Source organism: Streptomyces inusitatus, assembly GCF_014651115.1.
Lineage (GTDB): Bacteria > Actinomycetota > Actinomycetes > Streptomycetales > Streptomycetaceae > Streptomyces > Streptomyces amakusaensis.
On the sequence record NZ_BMWG01000001.1, the window covers coordinates 400,268 to 416,688 of the forward strand.

Below are 16,421 nucleotides of genomic sequence, written 5' to 3' on the forward strand. Positions count from 1 at the left end.
AGGTTTTTCCGGGGCACTGCGGGGTGCTTTGCCTACTCTCGCAGCAGATCGAGAAGGTCGCCGGGAAACGCAGGCAACGCCCTGGGAGGCGCAGTGAGCACCACACGATCCGTAGCCGGTGCACCAGCGGTCGACTGGACTGCATTACACAACTTCGCCGCTCTGCGGGGGCAGCTAAGAGTGTCCTTGACGCCTCGCTGCAACATCGCGTGCTTCTTCTGCCACAACGAGGATGACATCCCACCGCCGCTGACCCGTGCGGACCGCAGCCGACAGCCTCGTGCGCGTGTCTACCAGGCGGGAGATTTCCTGACTGTCATCGCCTCGATGATGGCGGCAGGCCTCAAGCGCGTGTACTTCACGGGCGGGGAGCCCTTGAACTCGCCCGTGGCCCGCGACGTGCTGACGGCTCTGCCGCCTTCCGGCCTTGACAGCTCGTACACGCTGATCACGAACGGCACTCAGGTCCGGACCCATCAGGAGTGGCTCACCCAGACGCCTCTGGACAAGATCAAGGTGTCGCTTCACTACTTCTCCGACGAGTCTCTGCGTGCCATCGCGGGCACTCACATCGGCATCGGCACGGTGCTGGACGGTATTGCCGCATCGCAGGAGATGTTCGAGCGGGTCGAACTGAACTGCCTGCTGCTCAAGCAGAACACACATGAGGTGCAATCGATCCTTGAGTTCGCGCTGAATCGGCGGATGCCGGTTCAGTTCATCGAACTGGTTCCGACGGATTTCAACGATGGCCGCGCCGATACCGCTGTCTCCGCCGAGGGAATCATCGGGCATCTGAGGACCCTCACCCAGGACGAGCACATCGAGGTGACCGGGGTCGGTCAGGGGCGGCGGATCTTCCGCGTCGACGGGGTGGAGATCGATGTCATCCACCGCGATCTGGGCCGCCACCATGTCGGCCAGTGCGGTACCTGTCCTGTCCGGGCCAAGTGCGTCGAGGGGTTCTGGGCCCTGCGCGTCGACCACGCTGGTGGCATCCAGCCCTGCCTGCTCCGCGGTGACCTGCGCCTGGACGTCAAGGACCTGGTCAAGGAGTCCGGACGGCTCGCCTCTGCCGTTGCCGGACACATCTCGCAGTTCACCGAGGGGACCTTGTGATATTGCCCGCCGCCTATCGGCCCGTCCCGCGCACCGAGAGCCGCCAAGGCCCGTTCGTCGTTCTGGAAGGCGTATCCGGCATTGGCAAGTCCACTCTGACCGCTCTGCTGGCTCACCGCATGAACGCGACCAGCCTGCACACCTTGGCCGACCCGCACACCGGATGGAGTCCGGAAGCGAACGAACAGCTCCGGTCCCTGCCCCAGTTCGCGTTCTACCTTTCCGGCTTGCTGCACGCCTCCGATCTCGTTCGTCAGGCCGTGACCGTCGGCCCGGTAGTCGCCGATCGCTATGCCTCCTCGGTGGCGGCTTGCCATGCCGCCGTCCACGGCCTCGACCCTGCCGAAGTAGGCGTACTGATCGATCCCTTCCGTCCCTATCTGATCGTCCCCGATGCCACGTTTTACCTGACCTGCTCCGAGGCGACCCTGCGTAGCCGAATGACCGGCAAGCTCGACATCAAGCAGGACGACACCGACCTCTTCGACGTGGCCGACCGCTACAAGCAGCTCTTGGAGAACTTCGAGCAGGTCGCCACCAGTGACTCCACGGCCGTGATCCTTCCCACCGATGACCAGAGCCCCGACCAGCTCGCCGACACGATCGCGGCACACCTGGAGGAAGCCCGTGCTTAATCCCATCGACGCCGAGACCGTTGTCCGCGACGGCGGGGCACACGGCCGGTTCCCCGGCCAGATCCACGCCGGAGTCGCCTGGTGGATGGCGGCTTGCTTCGTCGTCACCGCACGGGCTTGCCGCCTGGTGGTCGCCCACGACGGCAAACCGTCCTCAAGCGAGTTCTTCGACCGACTCTGCCAGGGTGCCGTCAACGCTCAGCATTACGCCTGCCAGGTCCTGAACCGTGGCCAAGCCGACGAGGTCGCGCTACTGGCCGCCATGCGCCAGGCCGGAGACGCACCCGGCATCCTCGTCACCACCAAGGAGACCGGCGGCGACACCGTGCAGGTCACAATCACCCTGTACGGCCGCGACGGCAAACCACTCGATGAGACAGACGGGCTCGCCGCGATCCGGCGGATGATCGCCGAAGACCGGGTGCCGATCCCTGTCAACGAAGCCTCCAAGGGCAGAGTCCAGCCCTTCACAGCGGCGGCCGGTGAGGGCAAGAGCAAATGATCAATACAGCTGATGTCGTCCTCACCGGCACGGACATTCTGTTCGTCACCCTCGACTCGCTGCGCTACGACGTCGCCCGTACAGCCCTGGCCGAGGGCCGCGCTCCCCACCTCGCCCGGCTGCTGCCCGGCGGAGTATGGGAGCTCCGGCAGACTCCCGGCACATTCACTCTCCCCGCCCACATGGCCTTCTTCTCGGGATTCCTGCCCAAGCTTCCACAGCCCGAACAGCCCCCTCGCCTGTGGGAATGCCGCCCGCCGTCGTTCAAGACCGTGCCGTCCCAGACGTTTCTGTTCGAGGCCCCGAACCTCCTCGAAGGACTGAAACAGCACGGCTACCGCACGGTGTGTGTCGGCGGTGTCACCTACTTCTCCCGCGAGACCCCACTCGGCGGTGTACTGCCAGACATGTTCGACGAAGATCACTGGCGACCGGAGTTCTGCTCACCCGAACCGGACTCCACCCGTCACCAGGTCGACCAGGCCCTCGCTCTGGCCAACCAGCACTCCGGGCGCCCGCTGTTCCTGTTCGTCAACATCTCGGCCACCCATGTACCCCACGGCTTCTACATCGGGGACAGCACCGACAGCATCCGCTCCCAGATCGCTGCCCTCGCCTATGCCGACACACATCTCGGACGGCTGATCGACACACTGACCCACGACCGCCACTGGCTGATCATCATGTGCGCCGATCACGGCGATGCCTTCGGGGAGGGCGGATACCGGGGGCGGGGAATCGTACGCCCGGAAGTCACCAACGTCCCGTTCGCGGCCTGGCTGTCCTGACACACCGCTACTCTCGCGTCGCATGAGCGACGACAGCAACAGCGCCCCTGCCCGCGACGCATCCGTGGTCGTAGCCGTGGACGAGAAGGGACAGGCGGCGATCCTGTCCGCCCACTTCCCCGACCACGGCGGCGAATATCTGTTCCTGCCGGGCGGGCGCAGGGAGGACGGCGAGACCCCTGAGCAGTGCGCCCGGCGAGAACTCGCCGAGGAGGCGGGGATCACCGCCGAAGCGTGGAGCCCACTGGGCTCTTATGCCATCACCCTCGCTTCACCCGCCCGTGTCCACCTCTTCGAGGCGCGCCGGCTCTCTCTGGGCCCGCAGCAGCTAACCCCCAGCGAACTGGATTTCAAGCTGACGTGGTGGCCGATCGACGAAGCCGTACAAGCCGCCGTCGAGGGCCGCTTCCTCCTCCCAGCCGGCCCTCTCGCACTCATGCTGGCTGCTCGCTGGAATAACCACAGGTCAACATGTGTCGTCCCCGCGTAGCGGGGGTGGTCCCTCCGTGGCCCCGGGGACCGGGGCCACAAGGACTTCCGGCGTCCGGGTGAGCCCTGAGGGAACCCCCTGATCCCGTCTGCCGTTCTCCCGGTGTACCGCCGGGGCGGCACCCAGCCGCTCTTGGGCCACCCCACCGCAAGGACCGCGCATGTTCCTGTTCTCCCAGCCCATTGAGACCGCTCGGCTGACTCTTCGCCCGTTCAGCTTGGACGACGAGGCGGACATGCTGGAGTTCGAGTCGCGGCCGGATGTGGCGCGCTATCTCTACAACGAGCCGCGTACCCCTGAGAACAACGCCAAGGAGCTGGCGGCGCGGACGACGCAGACGGTTCTGCTGGCCGAGAAGGACGCGCTGACGCTGGCGGTCGATCTGGACGGCAAGGTCATCGGGTATGTGCTGCTGGTGTGGCTGAGTGAGGAGAACCGGCAGGGGGAGTTCGGGTTTGTCTTCAACCCGGAGTTCCAGGGCCGAGGGTATGCCACGGAGGCGGCGGCGGAGATGCTGCGGATCGGGTTCGAGAAGCTGGGGCTGCACCGGATCATCGGGCGGTGCGATGTGCGGAACACCGGGTCGGCGCGGGTGATGGAGCGGTTGGGGCTGCGCAAGGAGGCGCATTTCGTGGAGTCGGAGATCTTCAAGGGGGAGTGGGGCGGGGAGCTGCACTTCGCGATGCTGGCGTCGGAGTGGCGCGCCTCGCCGCTCAGCAAGGCCGAGGACGCGACGGCCTGACACGATCCCGCGAGCCCCGGCCGCCCCCATCGGGCCGGGGCTCGCGTGTGTCCGGGTGAATTCAATGAACTCGCCATTCGGCGAGTGGCATTGGCATCTGCGATGCGGAATCCGCTACGATCACGGCATGATTACGGAGCGGCCACCCTTCGGTGCGCTGCGGGCCCGGGAATACCGGGGCCCGCTGCGCATCCTGTGGCTCGCCCTGTTGGTGATCAGCCTGATGTACGCGCATGGGCTGTACGGCGAGAATCCCGCCCATCACCTCTCCAGCACCGCTTTCTCCACCGCGAATTCCGGCCATTCATCGGCCGAATCCCATGGGGGCCCGGGCGCCGGGACCGGGTCGTCGCCGGGCCACGCCCCCCATGGGAGCGATCTGGCGCACCCCGATGAGCAGTGCATGCCGGGGCAGCCCCAACTTACCGTCAGCCAGCAGGTTTCCGGCTCGGACGGGCTGGGGCAGAGCACGCTGCGCGACCGGACGGCTGAGCGGGCGCAGCCCGTCGAGGGCAGCGGTGTCGGATCCTCCCCCGCCTGCCCGCGCACCTCCGGCATTCTGCGCATTTAGGCCGCGACGGCTTTCCGACGGCCGATCGAAACACATTCACTCGCTTTCGACGGCACTTTCCGTGACCTCAATCTGTCTTTCAACCGGTGAATGCCGCACAGGGATTCGCGCTGCCTGAAAACAAAGCGCCATTCCCTTATTTCGTGCTGCCCGTAAACCGGTTCGAGGCATCATCACGAAACGAGAGCCCAGCGATGTCATCTTCCACGTCGTCTTCCGCGCCCGCGATCCGTACGAGTCTGTCCGGGCTGGTCGGCAATACCCCGCTGCTGCGGGTCGCCGAGCCCTTCACCCCGGACGACCGGGGGTTCTGGGCCAAGCTGGAGGGCTTCAACCCCGGCGGGATCAAGGACCGGCCCGCCCTGCACATGGTCGAGCGGGCACGCGCCCGGGGCGAACTGCTCCCCGGGGCCAGGATCATCGAGTCCACCAGCGGCACCCTGGGACTCGGTCTGGCGCTCGCCGGGATGGTCTACGGCCACCCCGTCACCCTGGTCACCGACCCGGGCCTGGAGGGGTCCATGACCCGGCTGCTCAGCGCGTACGGGGCACAGGTGAACGTGGTCTCCGAGCCGCACCCCACCGGCGGCTGGCAGGAGGCCAGGCGCGAGCGGGTGGCCCACCTCATGGCGCGGCACCCGGACTCCTGGTGCCCCGACCAGTACAACAACCCGGACAACACGACCGCGTACACCCCGCTCGCGCTCGAAATCGCCGCCGAGCTGGGGCATGTGGACGTCCTGGTGTGCAGCGTGGGCACCGGCGGCCACTCCGCCGGGGTGTCCAGGGTGCTGCGCGGGCTCTATCCACGGCTGCGGATGGTCGGCGTCGACACCATCGGCTCCACGATCTTCGGGCAGCCCGCCCGGCCCCGGCTGATGCGGGGCCTCGGCTCCAGCATCTATCCGCGCAATGTGGCGTACGACAGCTTCGACGAGGTCCACTGGGTCGCCCCCGCCGAGGCCGTGTGGGCCTGCCGCGCGCTCGCCGCCTCGCACTACGCCACCGGCGGCTGGAGCGTCGGATCGGTCGCCCTGGTCGCGGGCTGGCTCGCCCGCACCCTGGGCCCGGACGCCCGGATCGCGGCGATCTTCCCCGACGGGCCGCAGCGCTATCTCGGGACGGTGTACGACGACGACTACTGCGCCGCCCACGGGCTGCTGGACGGCCCGCCCGCCTCCGAGCCCGAAGTCGTCGGCCGGCCCGACGAGAAGGAGGTGACCCGCTGGACGCGGTGCACCGACGTCGCCGACCCGCTCACTCTCGCCCGTACGGCGGAGAACGACACCAGCGGCGAGGAGCGGTGACGGCGGGCACGCTCGCGCAGTTCCGCTCCCACCGGCCCAGTGTCCAACTGCTGATGATGAATCAGTTCACCATCAATCTGGGCTTCTACATGCTGATGCCGTATCTGGCCGCCCATCTCTCCGGCGGCCTCGGACTCGCGGGCTGGACCATCGGGCTCATCCTCGGCATGCGCAACTTCAGCCAGCAGGGCATGTTCCTGGTCGGCGGCACCCTCGCCGACCGGCTCGGCTACAAACCGCTGATCGTCGCGGGCTGTCTGCTGCGGACCGTCGGTTTCGCCGCCCTCGGGCTGGTGGACTCGCTGCCCGCGCTGCTGGCGGCCTCGGCGGCGACCGGGCTGGCCGGGGCGCTCTTCAACCCGGCGGTGCGCGCCTATCTGGCGGCGGACGCGGGTGAGCGGCGGGTGGAGGCGTTCGCGCTGTTCAACGTCTTCTATCAGGCGGGGATTCTGCTGGGGCCGCTGGTGGGTATGGTGCTGACCGGGGTCGACTTCCGGCTCACCTGTCTGGTGTCGGCGGCGGTCTTCGCCGTACTGAGCGCCGTCCAGATCCGCGCGCTGCCCGCGGCGCGCGGGTCCGGGAAGACGGCACAAGACGACGGCGGGAGCGGGGAGAGCGTCCTCGCGCAGTGGCGGAGCGTGGTCCGCAACCGGCCGTTCCTGCTGTTCTCCGCCGCCATGATCGGCTCGTACGTGCTGACCTTCCAGGTCTATCTGGCGCTGCCGCTGGAGATACGGCGGGCGGGCGGCGACGGCGGCTTCGGCACGGCGGCGGTGGCGCTGCTCTTCGCCGTCTCCGGGCTCTCCACCATCCTCTTCCAGACCCGGGTCACGGCCTGGTGCCGGGCGCGCCTCGCCCCGGGGCAGGCGGTGACCCGGGGCGTGCTGATCATGGGGCTGGCCTTCGTGCCGCTGCTCGCCGCGACGGCACTGCCGGTGCCGGACGGCGGTGGGTACGGCGGCGGCGCGGCGCGCTGGCTGCTCGCGGCCGGGCCGCCGGTGCTCGCCGCGCTGCTCCTCGCGCTGGGGACGATGATCGCGTACCCCTTCGAGATGGACACCATCGTCCGGCTCTCGGGCGACCGGCTGGTGGCCACGCACTACGGGCTCTACAACACCATCTGCGGAGTCGGCATCACCCTGGGCAATCTCCTCACCGGCGCGGCCCTGGACACCGCCCGCGCGGCGGGCCTCGCCGCACTGCCCTGGCTGGCGCTGCTCGCGCTCGGCCTGCTCTCGGCGGCGGCGCTCCGGGCGCTGCACCGGACAGGCCGGCTGGAAGCCGCGCCGGAACCGGGCTGATTCTCACTCGGGCTCACACCGGGATGTCGGCCGGAGGACGTGGGGAGAGGAGGAGGTCCTCGTAGGCGTGGTGACGGCGGGTGGTGGTGCGGTGGTGCAGCAGACCGGCCGCGCGGGCGGGCTCGCCCGCGTCGACGAGGGCGCGGGCGAGGGTGTCCTGGATGATCTCGCGCTCGACCCGTACCCCGCCGATCCGTTCCGCCTTGTCGCCCAGGCCGGTCAGCAGCTCCACCGCCGCGCGGGGGCGGCCCGCGGTGATCTCCGCCAGCGCCCGCACCACGGGGGCCAGGACATCGCGGTAGTCGGGGCGTTCGTCGGCGGCGGCCCGGCGGGCGAGGATGCGCAGGTCGTCGGTGGCGGCCTCCACGGCGAGGGCGAGGGCGAGATTGAAGGTGTGGAAGATCTCGGCCGTCCCGCCGGGCGCGGCGAGGAGTTCCCGGATGTGGTCCGGGTCGCTTCGCCCGGCCGGTGTCTGTCCGGCGAGGAGCAGACGCCAGTTGGTCGCGGCCCGCATGCCGACATCCGTACGCGCCAGTGCCGTGTCCGCGCGCCGGCGTGCGTCGGGGAAGTCGCCGCAGGCGATGGAGTGCAGTGCGGCATGCCAGTTCAGATGCCGTGACTGCACTGCCCGCGGGTCCGCCCGGAGCCACTCGTCCAGGAAGTCGATCGAGTCCCGCCCGGCTCCCAACTCGTGTTCGGCGTGCGCGAGGGCGTGCGCGGCCACGCCCGAGCGGGGATACAGGGCCAGGGCCCGCCCGGCCAGCGTGTGCGCCTCCCGGGCCCGGCCCTGTTCCGCCCGGGTCACGGCCAGCCAGCTCGTCCACGGCCAGCTCTCCGGGCCGGCCAGCGCCGCCTGACGCTCCGTCAGTGCTTCGCCGTGCGCGCGGTAGGCGGCGTCCCCGCACTCGGAGAACGCGCCCAGCATGAGTCCGGCCTGCTCGTCGGCGGGCCAGCGGTCGAAGTGGCCCATCAGATGGTCGGCCGTCAGCCGGTACTGCCGGTGGGTGTGGAGGAACACCCCGTACACGAGACTCGCCTCGCGCTCACCGGCGGCCAGTGCGTCCCGGTGGGCGATCACCAGTTGCTCCTTCAGCACGGTGTCGTCCCACCGGTCACCGGTCGCCAGCGCCAGCAGCGCCCGCGCCACACCGCAGCCCGGGTCCGAGCCGACCCACTGGCGCAGCAGCGGCAGCGCCCGCCCGCTCAGGGAGAGCAGCCCGGTCACGGCCCGCTCCCCCACCGGCGTACCCGCGGTCGTCAGGCCGGTCATACGCTGGACATGAAAAGGGCGGTGCAGACGATGCCGCTGTTGCCGCAGTGGTTGCGCGGCAGGTCCAGGGGCAGACCGGCCTGGTTGGCGCTGCCCAGCCCGCTCCCGGCCACCGTGGCGCCCTCGGCGCGGGCACTGCCCTGGTTGACGCAGGTGTTGCCGAAGACCGCGTTCCCGATGCCGATGATGCCCGCGTGAGCCGCGCCGGCCGGGAGCAGCGCCGCCCCGGCCACCGCGCCCAGTACCGCTGCCCGCACACCCACGCGTCCCGCGCTGCCGCCCGTACCCGTGCCGCCCGTACCCCGTGTCTCCACGCCCATCACGCTTCTCCCTCACCCGGGACCGCGTCCCGGCGTCCGCACGGATCACACGGCCGGAGGAGCCCGGACCGCACTCCCGTCAACGAGGGAGCGCCGCTTCCGACACGAACGCCGGTCAGTGGAAGGTGCGGAGGAAGATGTCCGTCTTGCCGTTGGTGTCGCCGGGCACGATGTCGTCGGCGGCGGACTGGAAGACGACATGGCGTCCACCGCTGCTGACGGCGTCGACCTCGGCCGATGCGGGCCGGTCGGTGACGGTCTCGTCGGTGCCGGTCACCAGGTCGCGCAGGGTGAGCGGGGCCGGGCCGGTCGTGCCGGAGGGGGTGTGGAGGAGGTAGCGGCCGGTGGGATCGATGGCCACGCCCTTGACGTTGGGCACGTGTTGGGCGGTGCCGGAGGCGGTGTCGTGGACGTAGGTGTCGGAGCCCGAGAGATAGACGGCCTTGCCGCCCTCGTCGCTGAGCTGGACCAGCTCCGCCGCCTTGCCGGGGCCCTCGATCGGGCCGGTGACGGCGTTGCCGGACCAGTCCCACAGGAAGACGTCCTTCTCGCCGCCGTCCTGGTAGGCGAGACGGGTGCCGTCCTTGCTGATGGACGGCCGGATCGGGGCCCGGTTGTGGACGACGTCGATGGTCTGCAAGCCGCCGGTGTCCGGTCTGCGGATCTCGACGCGCTGGTTGGTCTCCGGATGCCTGAAGCTGACGCTGAACGCCTGCTGGCCCTGGCCCTCGCCCATGGCCGCATCGCAGGTGTGGATCGAGCACGTGTAGGCCGTCCACCACCCCATGCTCCCCAGGCTGTACTGGTAGAGGGCCATGTGGTTGTACCTGTACCCCAGATGGGCGACGATCTCCCCGTCGCTGCTGAGCATCGGCGGCCCCACCGGGTACCCGCTGCCGAACTTCCTGTTCTGCCCCGTTGCCAGCTCGCGGACGAACGCTTCCTCGTTCCTCCCCGTGTCACCGGGGCTGAGGTTGTTCGCGTACGACGTGAAGACGACGCGATGGCCGGCGGGCGCGATCGACGCGCCGGAGGAATCGTCGTTGGCCTGAGTGCCGTCGGCCGCGACGCTGACCCTCTCGACAGCGGTCGGCCGGACGCTCCCCGCGTCCGCCGACGGCTCGGCCGAGGCGGCTCCGGGCAGGACCGCGGTGATCGCGCCGCAGATCATGGCCGCGCTCAGGGCGGCCCGTAGACGTCTGGTGGCGCTGGTGCTGGTGCTGGTACTCCGGTTCGCGTTCGTGTTCTCGTTCGCGTTCACCGTCATTTTTCTCCCAGGAAGAGACAGCACACGGTTTCTCCTCCGGTTCCCCACCGGAGGAACACATGCATGCAACCACGGCGGCGCGGTGGGGTCGAGACGCGGTTTCGGTCAGACGGAGTTCGGGCGGGCTCAGGCCGAGTCCCGCTCCGCCGCCTTCCAGCCCTGGCGGCGCAGCACCTCGGCGATGTCCGGGGCGCGGTAGTGGTCGCCCTTGAGGACCTTGCCGTCCGCGCGGAGTACGGGGGCGCCGTCCGGGCCGAGCTTCGACATATTGGCGCGGTGCACCTCGGCGAGGACCGCGTCGAGGTCGATGCCGTGGACCAGGGCCGTGCCGTAGGCGACATAGACGACGTCGGCCAGTTCGTGGGCGAGGCTGTCCAGCGGTCCGGCGACGGAGACCTCCTCGACCTCGGCGACCTCCTCCGCGAGCAGCTCGTGGCGGTGGGCGGCCAGCTCCGGCGGGATCTCGGACGGGGTGGTCCGGGCGTCGAGCCCGAAGGCGTGGTGGAACTCCTGGACCAGGACGGCGGGCGACTGCGCGGGCTGCTGCTTCATCCGGCCGACTCTACGTGCGGGGTCGCTCCCGCGTACCGGGTCGCTCCCGCGTACGGGGTCACCTCTGCGTACGGGGTCGCCCTCCGCCGCCACGCCCTGGGCCCGGCGGCAGAAGGTGACGCCGACGGCGACCAGGGCCACGGCCAGCAGCACCGCGCTGAGCGTGTGGCCGAGGCCGGTGTCGGAGAGTATGGGCTGTACGCCGCCGTCCGGGCCGCCGTACGAGGACCCGCCCGGGCCGACGGCCCGCGGCGAGGCCGGGGCCGCGACCGCCGGGGCCGTACCCCCGGCGATGACCGCCGCGAGGCAGGCCGCGCACAGCAGCAGCGCGCTGTGCCATCCGACGCCACCGCCTGTGCCACCGTCCCTGCCGCCGCCTCCGCGTACGAGAACCGTCCGGCCGATGTGTCCCACTCGCGAGGAATCCACGAGCACTGTCGCCGCCACCGCCCCACCCTTCACCGCGTCCGCCCCACTCTCGGCGCTCTCGCCATGTCCCAAGACGGCGAACACCATCGCCCTGGTTGTTCAGCTATCGCAGGAAATTTCGCGAACCGTTCCTCTGCTCGTCGGACAGGCGGCTGAGCAGCGGCGACGCATGGACCTCACTCGTACGGTCGGTGTTTTCACTCTCCCGCGCCGTGCGGCGCGCGCTCCGGGGCCGGGGCGCGAACGCTGATGAGCGACAGCCCTCCGTCAGAAAAGAGAGCGCCATGGCTGTGTCGTCGTCCCCCGGTCCGCTGAACCGCCGCCGGATATCCCTCATATCCCTTATACCCAGGACAACCGCCTTGTCCCGGACCGGTGCCCTCCCGCTGGCTCTCGCCATGACGGCGCTCTGTGCCGCGCCCGCCGTGGCCGCCGCGCCCATCGCCTCCGCCCCGGGCGCGGGCGACGGCGACCGGGTCCGGCCGACGGTGGTCCTGGTGCACGGCGCGTTCGCCGACGCCTCCGGCTGGAACGACGTGGTCGAGCGGCTCCAGCACCGCGGCTACAAGGTGGTGGCCCCGCCGAACCCGCTGCGGGGCGTCAGCAACGACTCAACCTACGTGGCCTCGGTCCTGAAGTCGATCGAGGGCCCGATCGTGCTCGCCGGGCACTCCTACGGCGGCGCGGTCATCAGCCAGGCCGCCGCCGGGAACCCCAACGTCAAGGCACTGGTGTACGTCTCCGCCTTCATGCCGGACGTGGGCGAGTCCCCCGAGGGGCTGTCGTCCAAGTTCGCGGGCAGCGAGCTGGGCCCCGCCCTGAACCCCGTCCCGTACACGGACGCGCACGGCGGCGGCACCGACCTCTACATCAAGAACGACAAGTTCCACTCGGTCTTCGCCGCCGATCTGTCCACCGCGCAGACGAAGGTGATGGCGGTCGAACAGCGGCCCGTCGCGGCGGCCGGATTCGCCGAGAAGGCGACGGCGGCGGCCTGGAAGACCATCCCGTCCTGGTTCGTCGTCGCGAAGAACGACAAGGCCATCGCCCCCGACCTGGAGCGCTTCGAGGCCGAGCGGGCCAAGTCGCGCACCATCGAGGTCAACTCCTCGCACGTGGCGATGATGTCCCACCCCGACGCCGTCACCAAGGTGCTCCGCGAGGCGGTCTCCGCCGCGGGCGGCGGGTCCGAGCGGCCCGTACTCGCCGCGACGGGCTCCAAGGCCAAGACCCTCGCGGGCATCGGCGGCCTGGCGGGCGCGGCCCTGCTCGCGGGCACGGCACTGGTGGTGAGAGCCCACAGGCGCGGCGGCGACGCCCGCGACTGAGCGGGGGCGCCCCGTACGGAGACACGTACGAAGGCGCGTACGGCGAAGGCGGTGGGCCCGGCACCCAAACATGCCGGGCCCACCGCCGCTCAGTGCCCCCCGATGAAGTCGAGCACCGCGCCGTTCAGCGCGGGAGCGTTCTCCTCGTGCATGAGGTGGGACGCGTGCAGGATCTCGATCCGCTCGCTGTCGGGGAGGAGCTCCTCCAGCCGGTCGACGAGCCGGTGGAACAGCGGCGCGCTGTGGATGCCGGTCACCAGCAGGGTGGGCACATGCAGCGCGCGGACCTCGCCGGGGTCGAGCGGGGGCGTCCCCGCGTCGAAGAGCCCGGCCTTGAGCGCGGAGAGGTTCTCGCGCATCTGCGGCAGCCGTTCGGGCACGAGATGCGCGTACGCGTGCTCGTCCAGCACCCCCCGCAGAAAGATCCGCATCGCCCGCTCGTCCTCACCGGCGCGGAAGGCCCGCCCGGCGGGGAGCACGGTCCCGAGCTGGAAGCCGAGAAGCGCGCGCAGCGCGCCGGGCCTGCGCAGCAGCAGCCTCAGCTCCGCCGCCCGGGGCCGGTCGCTCAGATAGAGCGGCACCACCGGCGGCTCCTCCAGCACCAGGCTGCGCACCGCCTCCGGCCGCCGGATCGCCGCGAGGAGGCAGATGAACGCGCCCCAGGAGTTGCCGACGAGATGCGCGGGGGCGGCCCCGGTCCGCTCCAGGAACGCGAGCAGATCGTCGACATGCGGGCCCATCGGGTTGGCGACCCCGGGCGGGATGTCGGGGTTCGGGCGCGCGTACCGCCTGCTGTAGGCGATGGCGCGGTACGAGGCGCCCACGGCCGGAAGCTGCGCCTCCCAGGTGCGGAGATCGCTCAGATCGCCGTGGACGAAGACGACGGGGGTGCCCTCGCCGGTCTCCTCGTAGGCGAGGGAGACGCCGTTGACGTCGGCGGTCCTCATGTCCTGGGACCTCTCTCGGGGCTTCCCGTCCGGCCCCGGGCACGCGCACCGGCTCCCATGAGAGCCACCTCCGTTCCGCTCCGCCCCCAGGGGGCTCTCCCCGCTCGGCCCGGCCGCGTAACGGTCCCTCGGGCCGGTGGCCCATCCGGCGTACACCGGCGTGCGCCCGGCGGCACGCGCTCCTTGACTGGAGCCCGGTACTGGAGTCCCAACGATGCAAGGAGGCGGACGGCTTGATCGCGCGCTGGCAGCGGGGAATGGCGGGAGCGGGGCTCGCGATGGCGGTGGCCTTCGCGGGGGCGGGGTGCGCCGAGGTGGGGAACACCGCCTCGGACATCGCGTCGAGGGCGGTGGCGTCGGCGACCGCCGCCGTCGACAGGAAGCTCGACGACATCAAGAACGGGGTCGACTCCAAGGACGAGGTCACCCTCGGCACCCCGGGCAAGGACAGCGACGGCCGGACCACCGTCAAGGTGACGGCGGCGAACACCGCCGACAGCGCCAAGTCCTTCGCCGTACAGGTCGACTTCCGCGACAGCGGCGGGAATCTGCTGGACACGACGCTGGTCACCGTCTCCGACGTGCCCGCCAAAGGTTCCAAGGACGGCACCGCGCGCAGCAACCGGAAGCTCTCGGGCAACGAGGTGAAGACCGAGGTGGGCAGGGCACTGCGGTACTGAGAGGCCCGGGCCCCCGGCGCGCCCGCTCGTCAGGAGCGGCCGGGCCGGGTCGCCCAGAGGCCCGCCGCCGAGCCGAGCAGCAGGACGCCGGCCCCGGCCCGGACCCCGATGGTCACCGCCGTGGAGTCGAAGTCGGCGACATTGCTCGTGTAGAGCGCGGCGACGAGGGCGAGTGCGAACAGCAGCCACAGGGCGGGCCTCATGGGTGGATCTCCTGGCGATCGGGGGAAGCGGTCGGGTGTCGCTCCCCATGATGGCGAGGGGGCGGTGTCCGGCGCGGCGGGGCGGACTCCCCGGTTCGAGGTGTAGTCCGCTCCACCAGGAAGAAACCCGTCGGTCACCTAATATGACCGATGTGCGTAAGACGGTCCGCCAGGCGTGGAAGGCATCGCTCCACCTGCTGACGGGGGCCGGGGTGAGTCTGCTCTGCCATCTGATGGTCGGGGTCGTCCTCTTCACCGCCGTGCTGACCGCCACCGTCATCGGCGCGGGCGTGCTCCCCGAGGCCGTCCTCACCCTGCGGAGACTGGCGGGCCTGGAGCGCCGCCGTACCGCCGCGTGGACGGGCGAGCCGGTGCCCGAGGCGTACGAACCGCTGACCGGGACGCTCACCGAGCGGGTCCGCGCGGCGGTGGGCGACCCCGGCACCCACCGTGATCTGATCTGGGGCGCGGCGCAGCTCCTCTACGGGATGGTGCTGCTCTACGCGGCGATGATCCTGTGGGCGCCCGCGCTGCTCGTCGACGGATTCTGGTACGGGATGGCGGGCCGCGAGCCCGTCGCGCTGCCGCTGATCACCCGGCTCGCCGACCTCCAGGCGCGCCTCTCGCGCACCCTGCTGCTGCCCTCGCCCAGGGCCCGGCTGGCGGAGCGGATCGAGCAGCTCACCGTGACCCGCGCCGACGCGGTCGCCGCGCAGGGGGCCGAGCTGCGCCGGATAGAGCGGGATCTCCACGACGGGGCGCAGGCGCATCTGGTGGCGCTCTCGATGCGGCTCGGGCTGGCCAGACGGGCGTACGACAAGGATCCGACGACCGCGCTGCGGCTGCTGGAGCAGGCCCAGGACCAGGCCGAGTCGGCGCTCACCGAACTCCGTCACGTGGTGCGGGGGATCCATCCGCCGATCCTCACCGACCGGGGTCTCGCGGGCGCGGTGCGGGCGCTCGCGGCCGGCAGCGGGCTCGATGTCACCGTCGACACCGGCGGGGCCGAGGACGGGCCGCGCGCACCCGCCGCCGTGGAGGCCGCCGCGTACTTCGTCGTCGCCGAGACCCTGACCAACGCGGCCAAGCACAGCGGCTCCGACCGGGCCGAGGTGCGGCTGCGCCGGGGTCCTGGGCGGCTGTGGATCTCCGTACGGGACGAGGGCCGGGGCGGCGCTACGGAGAGCGGCGCGGGTGCGAAAACCGGCTCGGCCGGCGGCGGGTCCGGGATGCTCGGGATGCGCCGCCGGGTGGCCGCGCTCGACGGAACAGTGCAAGTGACCAGCCCCTCCGGGGGCCCGACCGTGATCGAAGTGGAGCTGCCGTGCGCGTGGTGATGGCCGAGGACAACGCCCTGTTGCGGGAGGGGCTGATCCTGCTGATGACCTCGGCGGGCCACGAGGTGGCGGGGGTCGCCGCCACCGGCCCCGAGGTGCTGCCCCTCCTCCTGGAGCACCGCCCCGACATCGCGATACTCGACGTCCGGATGCCTCCCGGCTTCCGGGACGAGGGTCTGCGCGCCGCGCTGGAGGCGCGCAAGGAGCTGCCGGAGCTGCCGGTGCTGGTGCTCTCGCAGTACGTGGAGGAGACGTACGCCGCCGAGCTGCTGGCGGGCGGCGCGCGCGGGGTCGGCTATCTGCTGAAGGACCGCATCGGCCGGGTCGACGAGTTCCTCGACGCGCTGGAGCGGGTGGCCGCCGGGGGCACCGCGCTCGACCCGGAGGTCGTCACCGAGCTGATGGCCCGCCGCCGCGACGATCCGCTGGACGCGCTGACACCGCGCGAGCGGGAGGTGCTGGAGCTGATGGCGCAGGGGCTCGACAACGCGACCATCGCCACCTCGCTGGTGATCACCGAACGGTCCGTGCACAAGCACATCGGCAATGTCTTCGCGAAGCTCGGCCTCCCGCCGAGCGACAGCGGCCACCGCCGGGTCCTCGCGGTCCTGGCGTACCTCAACGCCTGAGGAT

The 16,421-nt window shown here is 70.8% G+C and carries 19 protein-coding genes; 13 read left to right on the forward strand and 6 right to left on the reverse strand.

Annotated elements, in window-relative coordinates:
* Positions 1-93 precede the first annotated feature (93 nt).
* The 9 genes from IE247_RS01770 (at position 94) to IE247_RS01810 (ending at position 7,455) form a co-directional block, all read left to right on the forward strand.
* Positions 94-1,119: a radical SAM protein gene (locus IE247_RS01770; protein ID WP_190121022.1), complete on the forward strand. Its 1,026-nt coding sequence runs from the start codon at positions 94-96 to the stop codon at positions 1,117-1,119.
* Positions 1,120-1,121: 2 nt separating this feature from the next.
* Positions 1,122-1,754, forward strand: a complete 633-nt coding sequence (locus IE247_RS01775; RefSeq protein WP_229868463.1) for a dTMP kinase — start codon at positions 1,122-1,124, stop codon at positions 1,752-1,754.
* A complete protein-coding gene (locus IE247_RS01780; protein WP_190121023.1) occupies positions 1,747-2,256 on the forward strand; it encodes a hypothetical protein in 510 nt (169 codons plus the stop codon). Before IE247_RS01775 ends, IE247_RS01780 begins: the two co-directional genes overlap by 8 nt.
* Positions 2,253-3,044, forward strand: coding sequence for an STM4013/SEN3800 family hydrolase (locus tag IE247_RS01785; protein WP_190121024.1), 792 nt, complete (start codon positions 2,253-2,255; stop codon positions 3,042-3,044). Before IE247_RS01780 ends, IE247_RS01785 begins: the two co-directional genes overlap by 4 nt.
* Positions 3,045-3,066: 22 nt before the next feature.
* The gene (locus IE247_RS01790; RefSeq protein ID WP_190121025.1) at positions 3,067-3,534 is read left to right on the forward strand and encodes an NUDIX hydrolase; all 468 of its coding nucleotides are present in this window, start codon (positions 3,067-3,069) and stop codon (positions 3,532-3,534) included.
* A 160-nt stretch (positions 3,535-3,694) separates the two neighbouring features.
* Positions 3,695-4,276: a GNAT family N-acetyltransferase gene (locus tag IE247_RS01795; protein WP_190121026.1), complete on the forward strand. Its 582-nt coding sequence runs from the start codon at positions 3,695-3,697 to the stop codon at positions 4,274-4,276.
* Positions 4,277-4,340: 64 nt separating this feature from the next.
* Complete coding sequence (locus IE247_RS01800; RefSeq protein WP_190121027.1) at positions 4,341-4,847, forward strand: hypothetical protein; 507 nt, start codon at positions 4,341-4,343, stop codon at positions 4,845-4,847.
* A 194-nt stretch (positions 4,848-5,041) separates the two neighbouring features.
* Positions 5,042-6,154, forward strand: coding sequence for a PLP-dependent cysteine synthase family protein (locus tag IE247_RS01805; protein WP_190121028.1), 1,113 nt, complete (start codon positions 5,042-5,044; stop codon positions 6,152-6,154).
* A 53-nt stretch (positions 6,155-6,207) separates the two neighbouring features.
* Complete coding sequence (locus tag IE247_RS01810) at positions 6,208-7,455, forward strand: MFS transporter (RefSeq protein WP_190121393.1); 1,248 nt, start codon at positions 6,208-6,210, stop codon at positions 7,453-7,455.
* Positions 7,456-7,468: 13 nt separating this feature from the next.
* Here IE247_RS01810 and IE247_RS01815 read toward each other — a convergent pair whose 3' ends face one another.
* From IE247_RS01815 to IE247_RS01830, 4 genes are all read right to left on the reverse strand, one after another.
* Positions 7,469-8,725, reverse strand: a complete 1,257-nt coding sequence (locus tag IE247_RS01815) for a tetratricopeptide repeat protein (RefSeq protein WP_190121029.1) — start codon at positions 8,723-8,725, stop codon at positions 7,469-7,471.
* Positions 8,722-9,045 carry a chaplin family protein gene (locus IE247_RS01820; protein ID WP_190121030.1) on the reverse strand — a complete coding sequence of 108 codons (324 nt, stop codon included), beginning with the start codon at positions 9,043-9,045 and terminating at the stop codon, positions 8,722-8,724. Before IE247_RS01820 ends, IE247_RS01815 begins: the two co-directional genes overlap by 4 nt.
* Positions 9,046-9,160: 115 nt before the next feature.
* Positions 9,161-10,312: a WD40 repeat domain-containing protein gene (locus IE247_RS01825; protein WP_373305484.1), complete on the reverse strand. Its 1,152-nt coding sequence runs from the start codon at positions 10,310-10,312 to the stop codon at positions 9,161-9,163.
* A gap of 126 nt (positions 10,313-10,438) precedes the next feature.
* On the reverse strand, positions 10,439-10,864 hold the full coding sequence (locus tag IE247_RS01830) for a pyrophosphohydrolase domain-containing protein (RefSeq protein ID WP_190121395.1): 426 nt from the start codon (positions 10,862-10,864) through the stop codon (positions 10,439-10,441).
* Between the two features lie 713 nt (positions 10,865-11,577).
* On the opposite strand from IE247_RS01830, the gene IE247_RS01835 reads away from it, so the two are divergent.
* On the forward strand, positions 11,578-12,621 hold the full coding sequence (locus IE247_RS01835; RefSeq protein WP_190121031.1) for an alpha/beta fold hydrolase: 1,044 nt from the start codon (positions 11,578-11,580) through the stop codon (positions 12,619-12,621).
* A gap of 89 nt (positions 12,622-12,710) precedes the next feature.
* Here IE247_RS01835 and IE247_RS01840 read toward each other — a convergent pair whose 3' ends face one another.
* Positions 12,711-13,568, reverse strand: coding sequence for an alpha/beta fold hydrolase (locus IE247_RS01840; protein ID WP_190121032.1), 858 nt, complete (start codon positions 13,566-13,568; stop codon positions 12,711-12,713).
* Positions 13,569-13,801: 233 nt separating this feature from the next.
* Here IE247_RS01840 and IE247_RS01845 point away from each other — a divergent pair, with 233 nt between their 5' ends.
* Positions 13,802-14,248 (forward strand): hypothetical protein, encoded by a 447-nt coding sequence (locus IE247_RS01845; protein WP_190121033.1) that lies wholly within the window; start codon positions 13,802-13,804, stop codon positions 14,246-14,248.
* Positions 14,249-14,277: 29 nt separating this feature from the next.
* Here IE247_RS01845 and IE247_RS01850 read toward each other — a convergent pair whose 3' ends face one another.
* Positions 14,278-14,451 (reverse strand): hypothetical protein, encoded by a 174-nt coding sequence (locus IE247_RS01850; protein ID WP_190121034.1) that lies wholly within the window; start codon positions 14,449-14,451, stop codon positions 14,278-14,280.
* A gap of 152 nt (positions 14,452-14,603) precedes the next feature.
* On the opposite strand from IE247_RS01850, the gene IE247_RS01855 reads away from it, so the two are divergent.
* Positions 14,604-15,788: a sensor histidine kinase gene (locus tag IE247_RS01855; RefSeq protein ID WP_190121035.1), complete on the forward strand. Its 1,185-nt coding sequence runs from the start codon at positions 14,604-14,606 to the stop codon at positions 15,786-15,788.
* On the forward strand, positions 15,776-16,417 hold the full coding sequence (locus IE247_RS01860) for a LuxR C-terminal-related transcriptional regulator (RefSeq protein WP_190121036.1): 642 nt from the start codon (positions 15,776-15,778) through the stop codon (positions 16,415-16,417). Before IE247_RS01855 ends, IE247_RS01860 begins: the two co-directional genes overlap by 13 nt.
* Positions 16,418-16,421 lie beyond the last annotated feature (4 nt).

Excerpts from the sequence above, each read along its gene's own strand:
- IE247_RS01785 (WP_190121024.1), top strand. The coding sequence starts at position 2,253 with ATGATCAATACAGCTGATGTCGTCCTCACCGGCACGGACATTCTGTTC.
- IE247_RS01790 (WP_190121025.1), top strand. The coding sequence starts at position 3,067 with ATGAGCGACGACAGCAACAGCGCCCCTGCCCGCGACGCATCCGTGGTC.
- IE247_RS01795 (WP_190121026.1), top strand. The coding sequence starts at position 3,695 with ATGTTCCTGTTCTCCCAGCCCATTGAGACCGCTCGGCTGACTCTTCGC.
- IE247_RS01800 (WP_190121027.1), top strand. The coding sequence starts at position 4,341 with ATGAACTCGCCATTCGGCGAGTGGCATTGGCATCTGCGATGCGGAATC.
- IE247_RS01805 (WP_190121028.1), top strand. The coding sequence starts at position 5,042 with ATGTCATCTTCCACGTCGTCTTCCGCGCCCGCGATCCGTACGAGTCTG.
- IE247_RS01810 (WP_190121393.1), top strand. The coding sequence starts at position 6,208 with ATGATGAATCAGTTCACCATCAATCTGGGCTTCTACATGCTGATGCCG.
- IE247_RS01815 (WP_190121029.1), bottom strand. The coding sequence starts at position 8,725 with ATGACCGGCCTGACGACCGCGGGTACGCCGGTGGGGGAGCGGGCCGTG.
- IE247_RS01820 (WP_190121030.1), bottom strand. The coding sequence starts at position 9,045 with ATGGGCGTGGAGACACGGGGTACGGGCGGCACGGGTACGGGCGGCAGC.
- IE247_RS01825 (WP_373305484.1), bottom strand. The coding sequence starts at position 10,312 with ATGACGGTGAACGCGAACGAGAACACGAACGCGAACCGGAGTACCAGC.
- IE247_RS01830 (WP_190121395.1), bottom strand. The coding sequence starts at position 10,864 with ATGAAGCAGCAGCCCGCGCAGTCGCCCGCCGTCCTGGTCCAGGAGTTC.
- IE247_RS01835 (WP_190121031.1), top strand. The coding sequence starts at position 11,578 with ATGGCTGTGTCGTCGTCCCCCGGTCCGCTGAACCGCCGCCGGATATCC.
- IE247_RS01840 (WP_190121032.1), bottom strand. The coding sequence starts at position 13,568 with ATGAGGACCGCCGACGTCAACGGCGTCTCCCTCGCCTACGAGGAGACC.
- IE247_RS01850 (WP_190121034.1), bottom strand. The coding sequence starts at position 14,451 with ATGAGGCCCGCCCTGTGGCTGCTGTTCGCACTCGCCCTCGTCGCCGCG.